Origin of the sequence: Nitrospira sp. (assembly GCA_030692565.1) — a bacterium.
GTDB lineage: Bacteria > Nitrospirota > Nitrospiria > Nitrospirales > Nitrospiraceae > Nitrospira_D.
Genome location: JAUYAO010000009.1, coordinates 1 through 16,307 on the forward strand (window position 1 = coordinate 1; position 16,307 = coordinate 16,307).

General features: G+C 58.8%; 16 protein-coding genes. 9 read left to right on the forward strand and 7 right to left on the reverse strand.

Going from position 1 to position 16,307, the window contains the following annotated elements:
- A partial coding sequence (locus Q8N04_02665; protein ID MDP3089553.1) for a PaeR7I family type II restriction endonuclease occupies positions 1 to 434 on the forward strand: 434 nt, incomplete at its 5' end.
- On the opposite strand, the gene tnpA is transcribed toward Q8N04_02665, so the two are convergent.
- The 3 genes from tnpA to Q8N04_02680 form a co-directional block, all read right to left on the reverse strand.
- The gene (tnpA, locus tag Q8N04_02670; protein ID MDP3089554.1) at positions 421 to 861 is read right to left on the reverse strand and encodes an IS200/IS605 family transposase; all 441 of its coding nucleotides are present in this window, start codon (positions 859 to 861) and stop codon (positions 421 to 423) included. The genes Q8N04_02665 and tnpA overlap by 14 nt on opposite strands.
- A 125-nt stretch (positions 862 to 986) precedes the next feature.
- Complete coding sequence (locus tag Q8N04_02675; protein MDP3089555.1) at positions 987 to 1,451, reverse strand: rhodanese-like domain-containing protein; 465 nt, start codon at positions 1,449 to 1,451, stop codon at positions 987 to 989.
- 136 nt (positions 1,452 to 1,587) lie between these two features.
- Complete coding sequence (locus Q8N04_02680) at positions 1,588 to 2,808, reverse strand: integron integrase (protein ID MDP3089556.1); 1,221 nt, start codon at positions 2,806 to 2,808, stop codon at positions 1,588 to 1,590.
- Positions 2,809 to 3,139: 331 nt separating this feature from the next.
- Here Q8N04_02680 and Q8N04_02685 point away from each other — a divergent pair, with 331 nt between their 5' ends.
- Positions 3,140 to 3,337: a ribbon-helix-helix domain-containing protein gene (locus tag Q8N04_02685; protein ID MDP3089557.1), complete on the forward strand. Its 198-nt coding sequence runs from the start codon at positions 3,140 to 3,142 to the stop codon at positions 3,335 to 3,337.
- Positions 3,338 to 3,492: 155 nt separating this feature from the next.
- Here Q8N04_02685 and Q8N04_02690 read toward each other — a convergent pair whose 3' ends face one another.
- The 3 genes from Q8N04_02690 to Q8N04_02700 form a co-directional block, all read right to left on the reverse strand.
- The gene (locus Q8N04_02690; GenBank protein ID MDP3089558.1) at positions 3,493 to 3,885 is read right to left on the reverse strand and encodes a type II toxin-antitoxin system death-on-curing family toxin; all 393 of its coding nucleotides are present in this window, start codon (positions 3,883 to 3,885) and stop codon (positions 3,493 to 3,495) included.
- Between the two features lie 225 nt (positions 3,886 to 4,110).
- Complete coding sequence (locus Q8N04_02695) at positions 4,111 to 5,676, reverse strand: HEXXH motif-containing putative peptide modification protein (GenBank protein MDP3089559.1); 1,566 nt, start codon at positions 5,674 to 5,676, stop codon at positions 4,111 to 4,113.
- A 176-nt stretch (positions 5,677 to 5,852) separates the two neighbouring features.
- Positions 5,853 to 6,080 carry a hypothetical protein gene (locus tag Q8N04_02700; protein MDP3089560.1) on the reverse strand — a complete coding sequence of 76 codons (228 nt, stop codon included), beginning with the start codon at positions 6,078 to 6,080 and terminating at the stop codon, positions 5,853 to 5,855.
- A gap of 286 nt (positions 6,081 to 6,366) precedes the next feature.
- Between Q8N04_02700 and Q8N04_02705 the strand changes: the two genes are divergently transcribed.
- From Q8N04_02705 to Q8N04_02735, 7 genes are read left to right on the forward strand one after another with little or no spacing between them, the layout of a single operon-like run.
- On the forward strand, positions 6,367 to 7,812 hold the full coding sequence (locus Q8N04_02705; GenBank protein MDP3089561.1) for an NFACT family protein: 1,446 nt from the start codon (positions 6,367 to 6,369) through the stop codon (positions 7,810 to 7,812).
- 59 nt (positions 7,813 to 7,871) lie between these two features.
- A complete protein-coding gene (locus Q8N04_02710; protein MDP3089562.1) occupies positions 7,872 to 9,911 on the forward strand; it encodes a sigma 54-interacting transcriptional regulator in 2,040 nt (679 codons plus the stop codon).
- A 57-nt stretch (positions 9,912 to 9,968) separates the two neighbouring features.
- Complete coding sequence (locus tag Q8N04_02715; GenBank protein MDP3089563.1) at positions 9,969 to 10,508, forward strand: DUF6022 family protein; 540 nt, start codon at positions 9,969 to 9,971, stop codon at positions 10,506 to 10,508.
- Complete coding sequence (locus tag Q8N04_02720) at positions 10,505 to 11,635, forward strand: ABC transporter permease (protein MDP3089564.1); 1,131 nt, start codon at positions 10,505 to 10,507, stop codon at positions 11,633 to 11,635. Before Q8N04_02715 ends, Q8N04_02720 begins: the two co-directional genes overlap by 4 nt.
- Before the next feature lie 2 nt (positions 11,636 to 11,637).
- Entirely contained in the window at positions 11,638 to 12,372 is a 735-nt protein-coding gene (locus Q8N04_02725) for an ABC transporter ATP-binding protein (GenBank protein ID MDP3089565.1), read from the forward strand.
- Complete coding sequence (locus Q8N04_02730) at positions 12,369 to 13,361, forward strand: efflux RND transporter periplasmic adaptor subunit (protein ID MDP3089566.1); 993 nt, start codon at positions 12,369 to 12,371, stop codon at positions 13,359 to 13,361. The genes Q8N04_02725 and Q8N04_02730 overlap by 4 nt, the downstream gene beginning before the upstream one ends.
- Entirely contained in the window at positions 13,358 to 14,839 is a 1,482-nt protein-coding gene (locus Q8N04_02735; GenBank protein MDP3089567.1) for an efflux transporter outer membrane subunit, read from the forward strand. Before Q8N04_02730 ends, Q8N04_02735 begins: the two co-directional genes overlap by 4 nt.
- A gap of 205 nt (positions 14,840 to 15,044) precedes the next feature.
- Here the strand turns inward: Q8N04_02735 and Q8N04_02740 are convergent.
- The coding region (locus Q8N04_02740; GenBank protein ID MDP3089568.1) for an IS1182 family transposase at positions 15,045 to 16,307 on the reverse strand (1,263 nt) is incomplete at its 5' end.

The window sequence follows — 16,307 nt, forward strand, 5'->3', positions numbered from 1 at the left end:
GTACGTTTGCACGAGAAATAAGCGAGCGCAGATTGATAGACGTAGAAAAAGAACTCGGCAAGGCCGTCCGGCATTTCTGGAAGACGCGCTCCAGCCAGCACCGCAAGCAGGGCGCAGCGACTGGCCGCAAGGATGCCGGCAGCAGAGGCGCTGTCACCGGCGGCAAGCACGCGGATGGATTTGTTGATCTCATCGCGAATATCGTGCGTAGCGCCGGCGTGCAGGATGCAAGTATTCACGCCACCTCGAAAGTCGCGCGTACGTTGCCGGGGTTTTTCAGGCCCACTAAAGAATGGGATGTAGTTGTTCAGTCAGGCTCGGACCTTATCGCGACAGTCGAAGTGAAGTCGCAAGTCGGCAGCTTCGGCAACAATTTCAATAAACAACCCCGCGGCAAGACCGCGGGGTATTGCTGGGATATCAAAAAAGTTTGAACTGGCGTAGATCATCTTTAGGGTTGCCTTGGTTCTTCACATAGCGTTCGACTACGCTCCAGTCGCCCCGCTCACCCACCGTCGCAACATAACAACCATCGCTCCAGAATTCCCCTCCCCACAACGCCCGCTTGAGCCCCGGCTTGCGTCGAAACAACTCCCGCGCCGTAATGCTTTTGAATACCCGCACAATCTGACCCGGAGCCACCTTTGGGTGTGCTGAACAAAGCAGATGTATATGATCTCCGTCACAACCAATCTGCTCAAACTCAATATCGTATCGCTCTTGGATTTCCATCGCCGTCTGCGTAATAATCTCCACCACACTCCCGTCCAACAACCCCCGTCGATACTTCACCGGAAATACTACGTGGTAATGTATCTGCCACGCACAATGACTCGCTTTATGCACATCATGCCTGTTCATCCCGCCATTCTAAAAGCTAGTCAGTGTCCCTGTGGCAAGCCACGGGGAATTGCAAGTTAACGTAGAGTTGAAGAGCGCGCGGCTTTTGGCGCGTCCCTCTCGAACGCCATGTTATGCAACATTGTTTAGTCGCAGCCACAGACAGTGGTGCTTGCACACACCACACTGCCTTCTGTTTTGTGATGATCCCTTTTCCACCAATCCAGACCACCGATGAGTTCTTTGACACGAAAACCAATTTTCGACATGTTTAGCGCGCCTTTCGTTGAGGCATTGCAACCAATGCCATCGCAGTAGGTGACAACCAAGGCGGTTCTGTCGAGGTGCTTTGTCGTTTCAGCACTCATTTTTCGGTGGGGAATGTTGATTGCTCCCGGAATATGTTCTTTCTGATATGCCTCGGGTGAGCGCGCATCAATAACCAAGACATTTTCACCAGACTCCAAGGCAACCTTTAAATCCCAGGAGTCGGTCTCGAAGGCGAGCTTGGTTTCGTAGTGTTTTATCTGTTCATCCATGGGCGCGATACTCTCGGTTTTTTGTTGCATAACAATGTTTAGGCGGATCCGCATAAGAGCTGGATCTGCCATTTTCTATCCGCATAACACGCCATCAATGGTCGTGAACAATACGCCATAATCGACGCTCGTTCAATGAGTTGCGCCCTATCGACCATTTATCACGGGTTCTTATGCGGATCGGCATAACACCCTTTCCTGAATGGGCTCACATCCCGTCGAGCGGACTGCGGACACCCGCCGGCCCTCGATGGAGGACATGGGTATAGATCATTGTTGTTTTCACGTCACGATGTCCCAACAACTCCTGAACGGTTCGAATGTCCGAGCCGCTTTCGAGCAGGTGCGTGGCGAAGGAATGCCGGAATGTGTGGCACGTGGCCCGCTTCATGAGCTCGGCCTTCGCCACGGCGTCTCTGACGGCTTTCTGCACCAGGGATTCGTCAATATGATGGCGACCTTGTTCCTTGGTCTTGCCATTGACCCATCGGTGGTCCTGGGGAAAGACCCATTGCCAGCGCCAGTCTCGGGGCGCATTGGGGTACTTGCGGTCGAGGGCGTCTGGAAGCTGGACGCGGCCCCACCCCTCGGCAAGATCCCGTTGATGAACGGCCTTGACCTTCGTGAGGTGGCCTAGGAGCGGGGCCTTGACCGATTCGGGCAACATGGTCATCCGGTCTTTGGCACCCTTGCCGTCCCGAATCAGAATTTCGTTGCGAGAGAAATCAAGGTCCTGCACCCGCAGGCGCAGGCATTCCATGAGGCGGAGGCCAGCCCCATACATCAGTGAGGCCATCAGCCGCTTCTCGCCGATCAGGTTCGCCAGCACCGCTTTCACTTCTTCACGGGTCATGACCACAGGCAGACGCTCGGGCTTTCTGGCACGGATGACCTCACCTAAGTCGCCTATGTCACGTCCGTTTACGTGTCGGTAGAGGAAGAGGAACGCCGACAGCGCTTGGTTTTGCGTCGAGGCGCTGACCTTCTCTGTCAGGGCCAGATGAGTCAGAAACCGATTGATGTCCGCTTCGGCCATCTCGGCAGGATGGCGTCCCTGATGAAAGTGCAGAAACCGAGAGACCCAGTGGCCATACGCCTGTTCGGTTCTCCTGGAGTAGTGACGAGCCTGCAAGGCTGCGCGCAGATCCGCATGCACCGGAGCTAGTAAGGTTGAAGAAGGCCTCCCATTGTCGCGGGCTTTCACGCCCTCAAGCGCCGGATCGACTTCGACGGACTTCCCAGGAAAGAGACTCAGCAGTGTGCCGAGCGTCCCATCATCTCGGGGAACCGTCCAATGCTGTTCGTTGGCATGCCATCGACGGCCAGCCACCGTCTTGATCTTCGCCACATGATCGGGAGAATACGGGAGCTGCACGATCAGTTTTCCCGCCTCTCCAGGTCTAATCCGAATCGGATCTAACGGCATCATCAGTCCCTCATCCCTCACGATATCCGTGAGGAGCCTGAACAGGTGCGGCACATTGTCAGCCGACTCATTGACGCCGTCAAGTCCTACCTAGTTGATTGCCATTTTGCAATACTTCCATTTCAACCTGGAGAAAGATAACGGTGTCTGGGAGAAAGATAACGGTGTCTGGAACCGTTCTCGTTCAGCCAATCGCACCGGCCCATAGATTTGGCGGGCTTGCTGGAGCTCTTTCACGTGACGGCAAGTTAGTCTCAAGGGTTTGCCCTCGCGAGTCCTTTCCCCTATACTTTTCCCATTATGAGACGCAACATCCTAAGCGAAGGAGCCGATCATGGCAACGCTCACAATTTCTCTTTCAGACAAAGAAATGCGGCGACTGAACAATCTGAGTGAGCGCGAAGGCGTAACCATGGAGCAGATGGTGAGATGTTGTATCCGTGACTTGATCGCCCAACCAGACGAATCTTTTCAAATCACTGCACAGCGAGTCATCGAGAAGAACGCCGAACTTTATCGCCGCCTTTCATGATCTATAGCTTCTTTAGCCTGCCAGGCGCTTCAGCATTGCCCCGTACTGTTTACGAAGGTCCTTGCAATCGCCTTGATCCCCGCCCGCCCGACTCCAACCTTGGCTTTTACCTTATTTGGATTCGTGCCCACAGCATCACCTCTATGGGCTCTTGATCAACGCCGGGCTATTCGAACGATTTTGGCTCTGAACCACTCGGAAATCTGATCGAGGCCCGGCTTCATCGTCGTCACATGCATTGTGAACTCTTCCAAGTCGGCGCTCGTCGTAGTCACGCGATAGCCATTCAGCTCCAGAAACAGGGCAGCGGTCGCAATACTGATCCGTTTATTCCCGTCTAGAAATGGATGATTTCTCGTCAACCCATCCAGTAAAACCGCGGCCTTACTGAACACGTCTGGATAGAACTCTGTATCGGCGAAGACCGCCTGCGGACGCGCGAGAGCCGACTGTAGTCCACCGAGATCGCGGACACCGTGCTGCCCACCCGTCTCCTCGATCAAGCGATCATGAAGAAAGAGAACCTGCTCGACACTGAGATAGATCACCGCTTGGCGAGGGATTCGAGAGCGGGGCGATAGCGGTCGATGAACGCATCGACCTGCGCCGCAAAGGTTTGCTTTACCTTGCGCCGCATTGCAGCAGATTCTGGAAGGCTGCCCTTCTTGGCCTTACTAACAGTAGCCTTCCTGACTTTAAGAGCGTGCCGCTTCATGGTTGGGATGATACCCCAGCCTTCCCACAAAAACAACGAACCAGGGAGATCGGCCTGTTTACACCGCCCCCAGCCGAACCGGCCCGAACGCTTGGCGGGCCTGTTGAAGCTCCTTGATGTGGCGCCGGAGAGCCGGGCCGAATGTGGAGCGCAGAACGGCTTCGCGGTGACGGACGATGCGCGCCTCGGCATTCCCGATCTGCTCTTCCAACTGCCTCACCAAGCGCGCACCTGAACCGGTCAACCACTTCAGATGCCCGCCGGCGTATTCCAGATCCTGAATCGAGTAGCGGACGGATTCGATCTCTTCAAGGCAGCGAAAGCGCGCCCGCATGAGATCGCGCTGCGTTAATCCAGCCGCTTTCCACTGCTGCATTCCCTGCTTCGTCTCAGCCCACGACGAGAGCCGCTCGAACAGCAGCGCCCCCATGGTGAAGGTAAAGGTCGCGTGCAGAATCCCGCGCAACGGGCGCAGGCTCCGGCGCCAGGGCGAATAAAAGATCTGCTGATTGCGGTCGCCGTGATACATGACGTGTTTGCGCAGGAGCAGATTCAAGTGGTGGTGGCTGTTCTCGTGAATCAGATCATCGATCAGGTCGAGATTGTCACGGTCGAAACAATTGATAAAGGACAGTCCGGGACGATGGCGGTAACTGAAACTGACGACGCCCTTCGCGTTGAGCGGAATAATCCGCGAGGTCAACAGCGCCAGGACCTCATGCCCTTCAGGCCATGCCGTCTGAATCGTTTCCCAGGCTCGCCGGATACGGGCGGCCTGCTTCGGGTCTGTCGGAACCACCTTCTTCGGCTGACGGTCTTTGCCGTACACGAGGGTGGATCCGACAGTCACCGCGCCATATGAGGTACACAGAACTTCAGCGGTCGGACGCACCGCCCAATGCCATTGAGCCTGCCCGCCGACAGCGGACCAGACCGGGGCAAGCAGTCGCCCGACTTTCAAGGCAATCCCTGTCTCGTCGATGCGAAAGACCGCACGGCTTTTTGCGCGCGTCAGGACGCGCTTCAGAGAAGGCGGCGCTTCGCATTGATCCCCTGCGACTCCAAGGGGCACGGCACCGGCCTCCTCCGCTTTTTCAAAGTTCTGCGCCAGGTTGCCCGGCACGTTCCACGGCACCTTCTTGCCCGTGCGGCACCAGGCGGTCACAGCGGCGGGATCGAGCCACAGGGCTTCTTGCGCAATGTCCTGCGCCAGTCGCTTGCACAGCCGTGCGAGCCGGCCATCCAGACCGGTCACCTGCGGTTTACCTTTGGGAAACAGCTCGTCGAGATAACTGTTTTCGAAAAACTTTTCCTGACACTCGGCAAATAGCTGTTCGGCAAACTCCCGGCGGTCCGACTCTGTCCGCCACTGCTGCCAAATATCCAGGAAGTATACACAATCGTTCAGCGACTCGATCCACCCGACGACTTTCCAATTGGACAAGTCCTCAGCTTTCAACCTGCGACCGAGAAATTGCACATAGTCTGCTGGAAACGCGAGCTGTGACGCCAATTCGACGTAATCGTCCTGCAACTCCCGGCCGAGATCCTGGAGTAGCTTCCGCATGGACAATCGAAGTTCAAGATTCAGTGCGATGAGCGATGGGGAATCGAATAGCAGCACCTTCCGCCTCCCGTAACAGCCGTTTTGAAATGAGGAAGACTGTAACGTAGGAAGGACGGGCCTGCAAGAAGGAACCTGAGCTGGAAAGATTCGGAAACGGCAGGGAGAATGTCCCATGCGTGGGTTCGGGCGCGGTCAACGCACTCAGATTGTGGCGAAGGCCCTACACCAACCGATCAGGCGGTGGCTTTCAGATGCTCTGCAAATTCCGGCACCAGCACGCCAGGCTTCAGGAGCTTCATCGCTCCGGATTTCTGAATCATACGATGACGGAGAATCAACGGATCCACGATATTGCCGCAGGACACACAGCGCATACCGCGCATCCACATGGGCACGCAGCTTTCCTGCAAATCGACCAGATTGTCGACCACCATGAGGCCTTCGCATCTTGTGCACTTCATAGCATCCTCCACATCACACATGGCGCAGGCTGCTTCACAGATACCGCACAGCCGCTATACAGAGCCTAGCAGCTTGCTGAAATCCTGCTTGCCCGTGAACAAAGCAAGCTGGATGCCAGCCAGCGCATCTTCGTGCCCTTGCGGGTTTTTGCGTCGAATCGTAGAGTGTGCGCAGTCGAAACAGGGCTGCGGTGGAGGAAATGTGACCGAATTGGCCCCATGCGGCATAAATGGAGAAAGACCGGTGCCGCCCCTCAACCCTACGGCGGAGTGACACAGACAAACAATGGCACTGACGGCGACAGAAATTACCCAGGTCGTAGCTGAACTGGCTCCGGCGCTGATCGGAGGCTGGATCCAAAAATCCTATCAACCGACATCACGGACGGTCGTGCTGGAAATCCGAACGCCCGGACACACGCATCGCCTGCTGCTCTCGGCCCATCCCGCATCGACGCGCATTCACCTGATCACTCATGCGTTGCAGAATCCGCCAGCTCCGCCGCCTTTTTGCCAATACCTTCGGGCTCATCTCCACGGCGCACGGGTTGACGACCTTCGTCAAGAAGGTCGGGACCGTATCGTGGCCCTGTCGCTCACGACCAAAGCAGGTCCCCAACAATTGATTGCAGAACTGACCGGCAACCGAGCCAATCTTCTGGTGCTTGATTCTGAACAACGGCTGTTGAGAGATCTGAATCGTTTGACCGACATGTATGGCACACCATACCAAACACCGGCTCTTTCAGCCGGTGCCGGACCGCGGGAGCGAGACACCCGTTTCGCAGCCGATGCGCAAGGGCCGTTCGGCTTATCCGCCGCAATTGAATCCTACTATGACGAGAAAGTATCGACGGACAGCGCGGCCGCCTTCCGAGACGCCCGCGCAAACCAGATCAGAAAAGCGATCAAGAAACAGAGGCGGCGCGTGGAGGCCTGGCGAAGCGACCTCGTTAAAGCGGAGAAATATCGCCATTATGCCCGCTATGGAGAATTGTTGAAGGCCAACCTGGGCACGATCAAAAAAGGGCTGGAGTCGATCGTTGTCGTCGACTACTTCGATGAGGCCCTGCCCCAACTCACGATCCCGCTCGATCCGACGAAGTCTGCTCAAGGCAATATGGACGACTATTTCCGCAAACAACGGAAGCACGCGACAGCGGAGCGAGAACTGCTCCCTCGGATCGCACAGGGAGAAGCCGAGATCGATGCGCTCCGCCGGGAGCTCTCCGCCATCGAGCAAGGAACCTGGCAACCGGCACCGGTCAAACCGTCAACCACTGCGCCCACTCGGCAACGGGATCGATTGACAGCGAACGAACGGCCGGAAGAACGACGCGGCCCCTTTCGCCGCTTCACCTCATCGGATGGGCTCCCGATCTTTGTGGGACGGAATGCACGGGAGAACGACGAACTGACCTTCGGCCTCGCCAAGAGCGACGATCTCTGGCTCCATGCTCGCGGCACACCGGGATCCCATGTGGTCGTGCGCCTCGAAAGGGGCAGCGACCCGCCACCGGAAACCATCCGGGACGCCGCGACATTGGCGTTACTTTATAGCGACCTCAAGAAAAGCGGAAAAGGCGAGGTGATCTATACGCGGCGCAAGTGGGTGAAGAAAGCCAAGGGTCAGGCGCCAGGCGCCGTCACAGTGACCCAAGATAAGTCTCTCCATGTCAGTCTGGATAAAAAACGGCTGGATGCCCTTAAGACCCGCTCAGCTCAGGAATAATCCGTCAGATCTCGCCTTACCTTCCCTAATATTCCCACGCCATGCTATAGTGCCCATATATGGGCACTATAGAGCCGCAGGAGAACTCTCTGCGAATTATCAGCGCTCTGCTCGCCTGTCGCGGGCTTCACGAGTTCGACCTGAAGCTATCACAAGAACTGCTCAAAACCTTGAAAGGCGATCTCGTAGGCTTCTCCCTGTATAGCGAAACCACAAAGACCTTCGCCCCCGTCTCCAATCTACTCAGAACCCCAGGTTCCCCCGGCTATCTCATCGGTCAACTGCCGGCAGAAGGAACCATCAAAGAAGCCGTCATCCGACAGGGACGTGCGCTTCTCGAGAACAATTTAGCCGACTCCTCCTGGGCGGAAACCGTCGTGTTGAAGACCGCCCCGTTCCAAACCGCCTCAGTGCTGGCGGCTCCCGTCACTCTCGCACCCCCGCGAGACGATCAGTCCGCTCGTACGATCGCGATCATCGCGACCATCGCCGTCAATCGGGTCAGCGCATTTACCGAAGAAGACCGCAGCTTTCTTGAACAGCTCGGCGTCCGGTTGGGGCCGGTCCTCCAGAACGTCCTGGCAGCCGAAGAACGTGACGCGCTGATGACGATCAACAGCCGTGTTGTGGTCGGCACGATGACCATCGAAGAACTCATGCCGGTGGTGAACGAGGTTCTGCATCGTGTCATCCGGCAAGACATGACCGGGCTGGTCCGATTCGTTCAATTGCCACAGGGGCCCTGGTTCGAGATTATCTATCGCGACGGCGTCGAGATCGATCTCGCCCAGCTCCGCCGGTTTCCCTTTGAACAGATGGCTCCCGCCGAGATGACGGCCACCGGAAAACCGCTCCTCATGACAGGGCACAATCACGAGCGTTTCCCCGAGCGCGCCTATATCGAATCCGTCGGCATCCTCTCCTGTATGCTCTGCCCCCTGATCGTGCGCGGAACACCGTATGGATTTCTCGCCATCGGCAACCGACGCCGTAATGCCTTTTCCGAGCGGGATCTGGCGTTCGCCGAACAGATCGGATTTCACCTCTCACAGGCCATCGCGAATATCACGGCCTACGAAGAAATCCGTTCCTTGAAGGAGCAACTCGAACAGGAGAATGTCTACCTCCGCGATGAGATGGCCGCATCGGTCGATTTCAACCAGCTGGTCGGAGAAAGCCCCGCGCTGCAGAAAACGCTGAAGGCGATCGAGCACGTGGCGCCGACCGACTCCACCGTGCTCATCACGGGGGAAACAGGCACGGGGAAAGAACTGGTCGCTCAGGCCATCCATCGCCTGTCGCCGCGAAAGGACAAGCCGTTGATCACGATCAACTGCGCCGCGCTGCCGCCGACCCTGATCGAATCGGAACTGTTCGGCCATGAAAAGGGCGCATTTACCAACGCCGCGGCACGCAAGATCGGCCGCTTCGAACTCGCGAACGGAGGCACGATCTTCCTGGACGAAATCGGCGAACTCCCGATCGATCTCCAGGCGAAATTCCTGCGTGTACTCGAAACGCAGGAGTTGGAACGCGTCGGCGGCACACACCCCATCAAGCTGAATGTCCGCGTCCTCGCCGCGACCAACGTCAATATTGAACAGGCAGCCAAGCAGGGCCTCTTTCGATCCGATCTCTTCTATCGGCTCAACGTCTTTCCGATCCGGATCCCCCCGCTCCGGGACCGTCGCGACGACATTCCGATGCTTGCCCGCCACTTCGTAAAGAAATTCAGCGAGCGGCACCGCAAAACCATACGACGCATCGGGACCACCACGTTGAAAACCCTGGTTGCCTACGACTGGCCCGGGAATGTACGCGAGCTTGAACACATGATCGAACGGGCCGTGATCGTCAGCCCGGGACCAGTTCTGGTCATCGATGAATTGGATTCGCTGCCAAGCCATGCCGACGGAAAAGAATCCCCGCGCACATTGGCAGACGCCGAACGCACCCATATCATCCAGGCACTCAGCCAGACAAACTGGGTCCTGGCCGGAAAACAGGGCGCGGCCGCACGCCTCGGGATGAAGCGGTCGACACTGCAGCATCGAATGAAGAAACTCGGGATTACCCGTCCCCCGCGCCGCAAGAAATAATCTGCCCGCATATCGGCAGTTACACCCCGCGTTGCCCATCTGCCGGCACATTTCAGCTTGCGTCAGTACCGGCTCATTCCCGTCATTCTCCCGGCTCTTCCCATTTCATCAGGGACTTGCGCGGCCATCATTCACACATTCGCCGAGCTGGCATTGTCCCTGCTTTACATCGGCGGCATGAAACAGCATCCTCCTGTGACTCCGGAACATCTCAGCCGAACCATCGAAGCGTACTTCGCTGAGCGACAGGCCGCCATCCTTCCCTCCGGTGAACAGACCACAGACGGCAAGCAACTGTCCTGGTGTGGAGAAGTCTTGGAATATCTCACGGAAGGATTGGCCGAACGGCTGGCCGCGCGCGGCATCACATTCAGCAAGGCTTTCCCTGGGCCATTCCGGCTGATGGATGAGGATCAGCTGGCCGACGGCCAACATGTCCGCCGATTCTGGACGATGGCGCTGGACCATGGCTGTCCCATCGCTCGTCTTTGCACCATTTTTTTTCATCGCCACAATAACGTGACTTTGCCTCAAGCGCCCCGGGTGATGGCGTATCCTCCCGATCATCCGGAACCCCATATGGAGGAACCGGCGTGAACTACGTGGCGCTCAGAATGCTGTTCGGCGATCGCGCCAAGTATCTCATGCTGCTCTGCGGCTTGACCTTCGCCGTGATGCTCATCGTTCAGCAGGGTTCCATCTTCTGGGGGCTCATGATCTGGTCCCAATCCAGCGTCAGCAATCTCAACGTGCCGATCTGGGTCACGGATCCCGGCATTGCCCAGGTCGACGAAGTGAAGCCGATCGCCGACACCGCGGTGGACCGTGTGCGCAGCGTGCCCGGCGTCGAATGGGCTGTGCCGCTCTACAAAGGATTATTACGCGCCCGCCTATCGAACGGAGACTATCATCAGATCACTCTCACGGGGCTGGAATCCTCAACACTGATCGGGCGGCCGGCCGAAGTCTTGGAAGGCCGGTTCGAAGATGTGCTGCAGCCCGATGCCGTCGTGCTGGACCAATGGGCGGTGGAACGGATGGGCGGCCCGAACGTCATCAAGGTCGGCACGGTCTTTGAACTGAACGACAAGCTGGCCCGCGTCGTCGCCATCGCCAAGACCCAAAAGAGCTTCACCAACATCCCGGTCGTCTACACCACCTACGAACGGGCCATCCGCTACGTGCCCCGTGAGCGCCGGACCCTGTCCTATGTCCTCGCCAAAGCGAAAGACGGTGTCTCTCCCGCAGAAGTCACCGCACGCATCCATGAACAGACCGGGCTGGGCGCCTTCACCGCCGAAGACTTCGGCTGGAAAACTATCGGTTGGGTCCTCAAGAATACCGGCATCGGGATCAACTTCGGCACGACGATCCTGCTGGGATTCATCGTCGGCATGGCGATCGCCGGGCAAACGTTTTACTTGTTCACCGTCGAAAACCTCCGGCAATTCGGCGCCCTCAAAGCGATGGGCGCATCGACCTTCACGCTGGCGCGGATGATCCTCTTGCAAGCCTTCACGGTAGGCCTTACCGGCTATGGAGTCGGCATCGGCCTCGCCACGGTGTTCGGATTCTTCACGGCACGGAGCGGCGGCTTGCCCTTCATCGAGACCTGGCAACTGCTGCTCCTCGTACTGGTGGCACTCATGGCCATCTGCACATTTTCAGCGTTGATCAGCATCATCAAACTCGCCCGGCTCGAGCCGGCGATTGTCTTCCGGTGAGCATGATGGACTATCCAGCGGAACTACAGACACAACCGGCAGCCGTCAGACTTCGCGGGATCGTGAAATCCTTCGGCACCGGCGACACGAAAGTGACCGTCCTCAGAGGAATCGATCTCGACATTTATCTGGGCGAGATGCTGTTGCTCGTCGGCGAATCCGGCGGTGGGAAAACCACCCTATTGTCAGCCATTGCCGGCATTCTCGACATTGATGAAGGCGACATCGATGTGCTGGGGGTGCCGCTGAGCGATCTGCCGGCAGGGAAGCGCACGACATTCCGCGGCCAGACGATGGGCTTCATCTATCAGCAATTCAATCTGCTGCCTGCATTGACGGCAACCGAGAACGTCGCCGTGCCGCTCCTGATCCAGAAGATCGGTCGCTCCGAAGCCTTACGGCGGGCGCGGGCCATGCTCGATCGCGTCGGCCTGGGGGAGCGGGCGGAGTTTCTGCCGAAGAATCTCTCCGGCGGGCAGCAGCAACGAGTGGCCATCGCCAGGGCGCTGGTCAATGAACCGCGCCTGCTCATCTGCGATGAGCCGACGGCGGCACTGGATGGCCCAAACGGACAGAAGATCATGGAGCTGTTACGCGAAGTGGGACGCGCACCGGACCGCTGTGTCGTCATCGTCACTCACGACAGTCGCATCTTTCACTTCGGCGACCGTATGGCCAACCTCACGGACGGACGGATTGTCGGCATCGAAACGATTACGAGAGAGGGCACGGTATGATTATCCTCAAACGCGTCAGTGTATGGGCCGCCCTGGCCGGGATTGCCTTCGCAGCCTGGGTCCTGATGGGCGCCAATAAAACCGAACCGATGCCCACACCGATTTCTGAGCCGCCCCGCTCGCCCTATGAACAGACCGTGGCGGCATCCGGAATCATCGAGTCCGTGAACGAAAACGTCCGCATCGCCCCGCCGGTTGCCGGCCTGATTACCAAGATGTTCGTAGCCGTCGGCGATCAGGTGAAAGAGCAGGCCCCGCTGTTCCAACTCGACGACCGGGAATTGCGCGCCCAACTGCTGATCCGCGACGCGGCCATTCCGCCGCTGCAGGCCCAGATCGACGAGCAGAAATACCGCATCGGCGATCTCGACACCCAGTTGCGCCGACTCAAATCCGTGCACGATGAACGTGCCGTGAGTGAAGACGATCTCAAGCGCACGTGGTATGCCCTTGAGGTCGCGAAGCGCACGCAGCAACGCCTCGAAGCCAATCTGAAACAAGCCATCGCCCAGCGAGAAGAAGTCACGATTCTCCTCGACCGGCTGACGGTTCGGGCTCCCCGCGAGGGAGCCATTTTGCAAGTCAACGTCCGCGCCGGCGAGTACGCAACCCCGGGGGCGAGCGAGCCGCTCCTGTTGCTCGGCGACACGCAGCGACTTCAAGTGCGGGCTGATGTCGATGAGGTCAACGCCCCGATGGTCGCGCCACAGGCATCGGGAGTCGCCTCCCTCAAATCCATGGCCGGCACGAAAATCCCGCTGACGTTCGTCCGGATCGAGCCGTATGTCGTGCCCAAGAAATCGTTGACCGGAGACAACAGCGAACGAGTCGACACCAGGGTCCTTCAGATCATCTACCGATTTGATCGTCCGCCGTTTCCCGTCTATGCCGGCCAACAAGTTGATGTGTTCATCCAACGCCAACCCGCCGGCCCGGCAGCATCAGCATCCCGCCCTGCCGCAGCTCGCCAGCAGGAGCCGGCGCCATGACGCGGCGCACGTCGCCCCTTACGATCGCACTCGCGGCTCTGAGTCTGACCGCCTGCGTACAGGGAAAGAACTATGAACGCCCGGCCGTCGACGTTCCAAGCAACTGGTCGAACATCGCAGGGGCAGATCCGGCGCAATTTCCCGCCGATCAGCAACCCGATGCCGAATGGTGGCGCGCGTTCGGAAACGACGAACTCACCGGTCTCATCGAGCGCGCCCTGCAGCAGAATCACGATGTGAAACGCGCGGTGGCCCGCGTGCTCGAAAGCCGCGCGGCCGTCATGTCTGCCTCAGCGGGACTCTATCCCCAGGCCAACCTACAGGGCAGTTACAGCAATCTGGCCGTCTCGAAAAACACCTTCGCGGGCCTGGGGCTTGCCCGAGGCGGACAGCCGGGGCCGCAAGTCTTCGCCACCCCCGGCAGTACATTCAACCTCTGGAACGGATCTTTGGATCTGCGCTGGGAACTGGATTTCTGGGGCCGCATCCGCCGCGGGGAAGAGGCTGCCGTCGCCGAGGTCGGCGCGAATGAACAGGATGCCAGGGCGGTCGCCCTGTCTTTGATCAGCGATCTTGGACAGTCTTACTTCCGCATTCGTGAGCTCGACGAACAGATTGAGATTGCCGCCAGAACCGTTGCAGTACGACAGGAATCCTTGGACATTATCAAGAAGCGGGCATCGGCCGGCCTCGCCTCCGATCTGGATCTGGCGAGAACCGACGTGCTGGTGGCAGAAGCCGCCGGATTGCTCCCCGACCTAACGCGAAGCCGGACGGTGGAACTGCATCGCCTTGAGGTCCTCACGGGTTCATCGCCCGGCTCGATTGACCTTCCTCGTAAAGCCCTGAGCGCCGCCGTGACGCAACCGGAAATTCCCGTCGGTTTGCCCTCTCAGTTACTCGAACGGCGACCGGATATTCTCCAATCAGAATCCACGCTGATGGCCGCGAATGCCCGGATCGGCCAGGCCCGCGCCTACTTCTTCCCGACCCTCTCCATCACCGGGCAAGGCGGCCTGCAGAGCGCCGAATTCGCCAACTGGTTTTCAGGAAACAGCTGGAACTACAGTATCGGTCCATCGATCACCCTGCCGATTTTCCTCGGCGGAACGAATGTGGCCCGGCTCGATCAGGCGGAATCGCGCTACCAGCAAATGTTGGAAAGCTATCAGCAGACCATCCTCCAGGCCTTTCGGGAAGTGGCCGATCTGCTGGTGTCCCTGAATAGCAGAGCCGAGCAGTTGGCTCGCCAGCAGGAACAGCTCGCGGCTGCCAGGACGGCTGTGACCCTGGCCACAGTCAGGTATCGCAAAGGCCTGGTGAATTACCTGGATGTGCTTGATGCCCAACGGGTTGTGCTCTCGGCCGAAACCCAAGTGGTCCTGACTGAACGGGCGCGATTGACGGATATGGTCAGCCTGTTCAAAGCGTTGGGGGGAGGATGGAAGCAGCCGGCCCCACCGATTTCTCCGGCATAATCCAGGCCGTCAAAACCGAGTCCCGGTCTCGATGATCGACCTGCCGTCCTGCCCCCCTCCGCGACTAGGAGCCTGTCCGAGTAATGGCTGACCATGCGTGACAAGACGTAGATTCACGGCAGGACCAGCAGCGATTCGGTCCGCCGCCGAAGGGTGTGGCCGATACGTGTGCCAATGAGTGGAATTGTGATCGGTTTGGGGGGATTCATCCTCTCGCTCCGGCCAATTTCAGCAGGTTGTGAACGCTACAGAGCAAACTCCACTCCCCGGCAACCTGCAACTGGCCCCGCAACAAGAACTGCCTGAACCCACGCGCCTGCTTGATCTGGCCAAACACGGGTTCGACCACCTGCTTGCGCAGACGATAGCGACTGCGATACCCGGCGCGTTTCAGGCGGATCGCCATCGCGTGCACTCGCGTCCTCGGAACGGTCTTGCGTTTGCCAATGGCCGAGGCCGCACCGTGCTGGTGCCGACCCGTGGCGATGTAGCCTCGCACATGGCGGCGAGCCAACACTGTGAGATTGTGCTCGGAGCAATACCCCGCATCTGCTGACAGCTCCCGCGCCTGCCGGCCCGTGTTGCGCCTGATGTGCGTTAGCATCGGCTCGAGTTGGTGCGCGTCACTCGCCTGGTTCGTCAGCCCCTGCGCGACGATCACCTGGTGCTCGGCATCGACGGCTGCTTGGGCGTTATAGCCTTGGATGAAGCCGTCCTGCGTCTTCATGATGCGACTGTCCGGATCGGTGAAATTGCGCTGCGCGCGGGCGTGGGGCGTGCCGGGCGGATTCTTCGCCGGACGGCCTCGTCGCGGGCGATCCGACGGGAGATCGGCCGTCCGCTTCTTGCCCAAGGCCTTGGCCTGTGCCTCGGCTTCCAAGGCTGCTTTTGCGGCGCGAATCTTCTCCACGCGGTGCTGCTTGTTCGTCACCCACTCCGGCAGCTCGTCCCCACGCCGGTCGACGCCATACGCCGCGTCCTCGTGCGCGTCGCTGGTTGCGGCCTGTGCCAACCACTGGGCGACCTCGGCGGCCAGCGCCGGTTCGGCGGTCTGCATCCGGCTGTAGCTCATGGCCTTATGCTTGGAGGCGTTGGCGCGGATCTTCGTCCCATCTAATGCGACGTGGCCCAAGCGCACCAATCCCGCCTGTTGGCACAGCTGGAGCACCTGCGTGAACAGTCCACCCAGCGCCGGCAGGTGCCGTTTTCGAAAGTCGCTGATCGTGCGAAAATCTGGACTCTGCCGCGCGGTCACGGCCATGACATCTACTCGCTCCTCACACGCCTTCGCAATCCGTCGCGACGCGTAGAGCCCTTGGCTGTACGCATACAGCAGAAGGGCGGTCATCATCGTGGGATCATACGGCGGAAACCCGCGGTCTTCGGTGTAGGGCGTCAAGAGCGCCGACACATCCAGCGACTCGCGAACCAAATCCCGCACGAAGTGAGCCAGATGCCCAGCGGGCAC

Coding starts and splice junctions, on each gene's coding strand:
- Q8N04_02710 (MDP3089562.1), top strand. CDS start 7,872: ATGGGCACTATAGAGCCGCAGGAGAACTCTCTGCGAATTATCAGCGCT.
- Q8N04_02735 (MDP3089567.1), top strand. CDS start 13,358: ATGACGCGGCGCACGTCGCCCCTTACGATCGCACTCGCGGCTCTGAGT.
- Q8N04_02705 (MDP3089561.1), top strand. CDS start 6,367: ATGGCACTGACGGCGACAGAAATTACCCAGGTCGTAGCTGAACTGGCT.
- Q8N04_02730 (MDP3089566.1), top strand. CDS start 12,369: ATGATTATCCTCAAACGCGTCAGTGTATGGGCCGCCCTGGCCGGGATT.
- Q8N04_02725 (MDP3089565.1), top strand. CDS start 11,638: ATGATGGACTATCCAGCGGAACTACAGACACAACCGGCAGCCGTCAGA.
- Q8N04_02675 (MDP3089555.1), bottom strand. CDS start 1,451: ATGGCAGATCCAGCTCTTATGCGGATCCGCCTAAACATTGTTATGCAA.
- Q8N04_02700 (MDP3089560.1), bottom strand. CDS start 6,080: ATGAAGTGCACAAGATGCGAAGGCCTCATGGTGGTCGACAATCTGGTC.
- tnpA (MDP3089554.1), bottom strand. CDS start 861: ATGAACAGGCATGATGTGCATAAAGCGAGTCATTGTGCGTGGCAGATA.
- Q8N04_02680 (MDP3089556.1), bottom strand. CDS start 2,808: ATGATGCCGTTAGATCCGATTCGGATTAGACCTGGAGAGGCGGGAAAA.
- Q8N04_02685 (MDP3089557.1), top strand. CDS start 3,140: ATGGCAACGCTCACAATTTCTCTTTCAGACAAAGAAATGCGGCGACTG.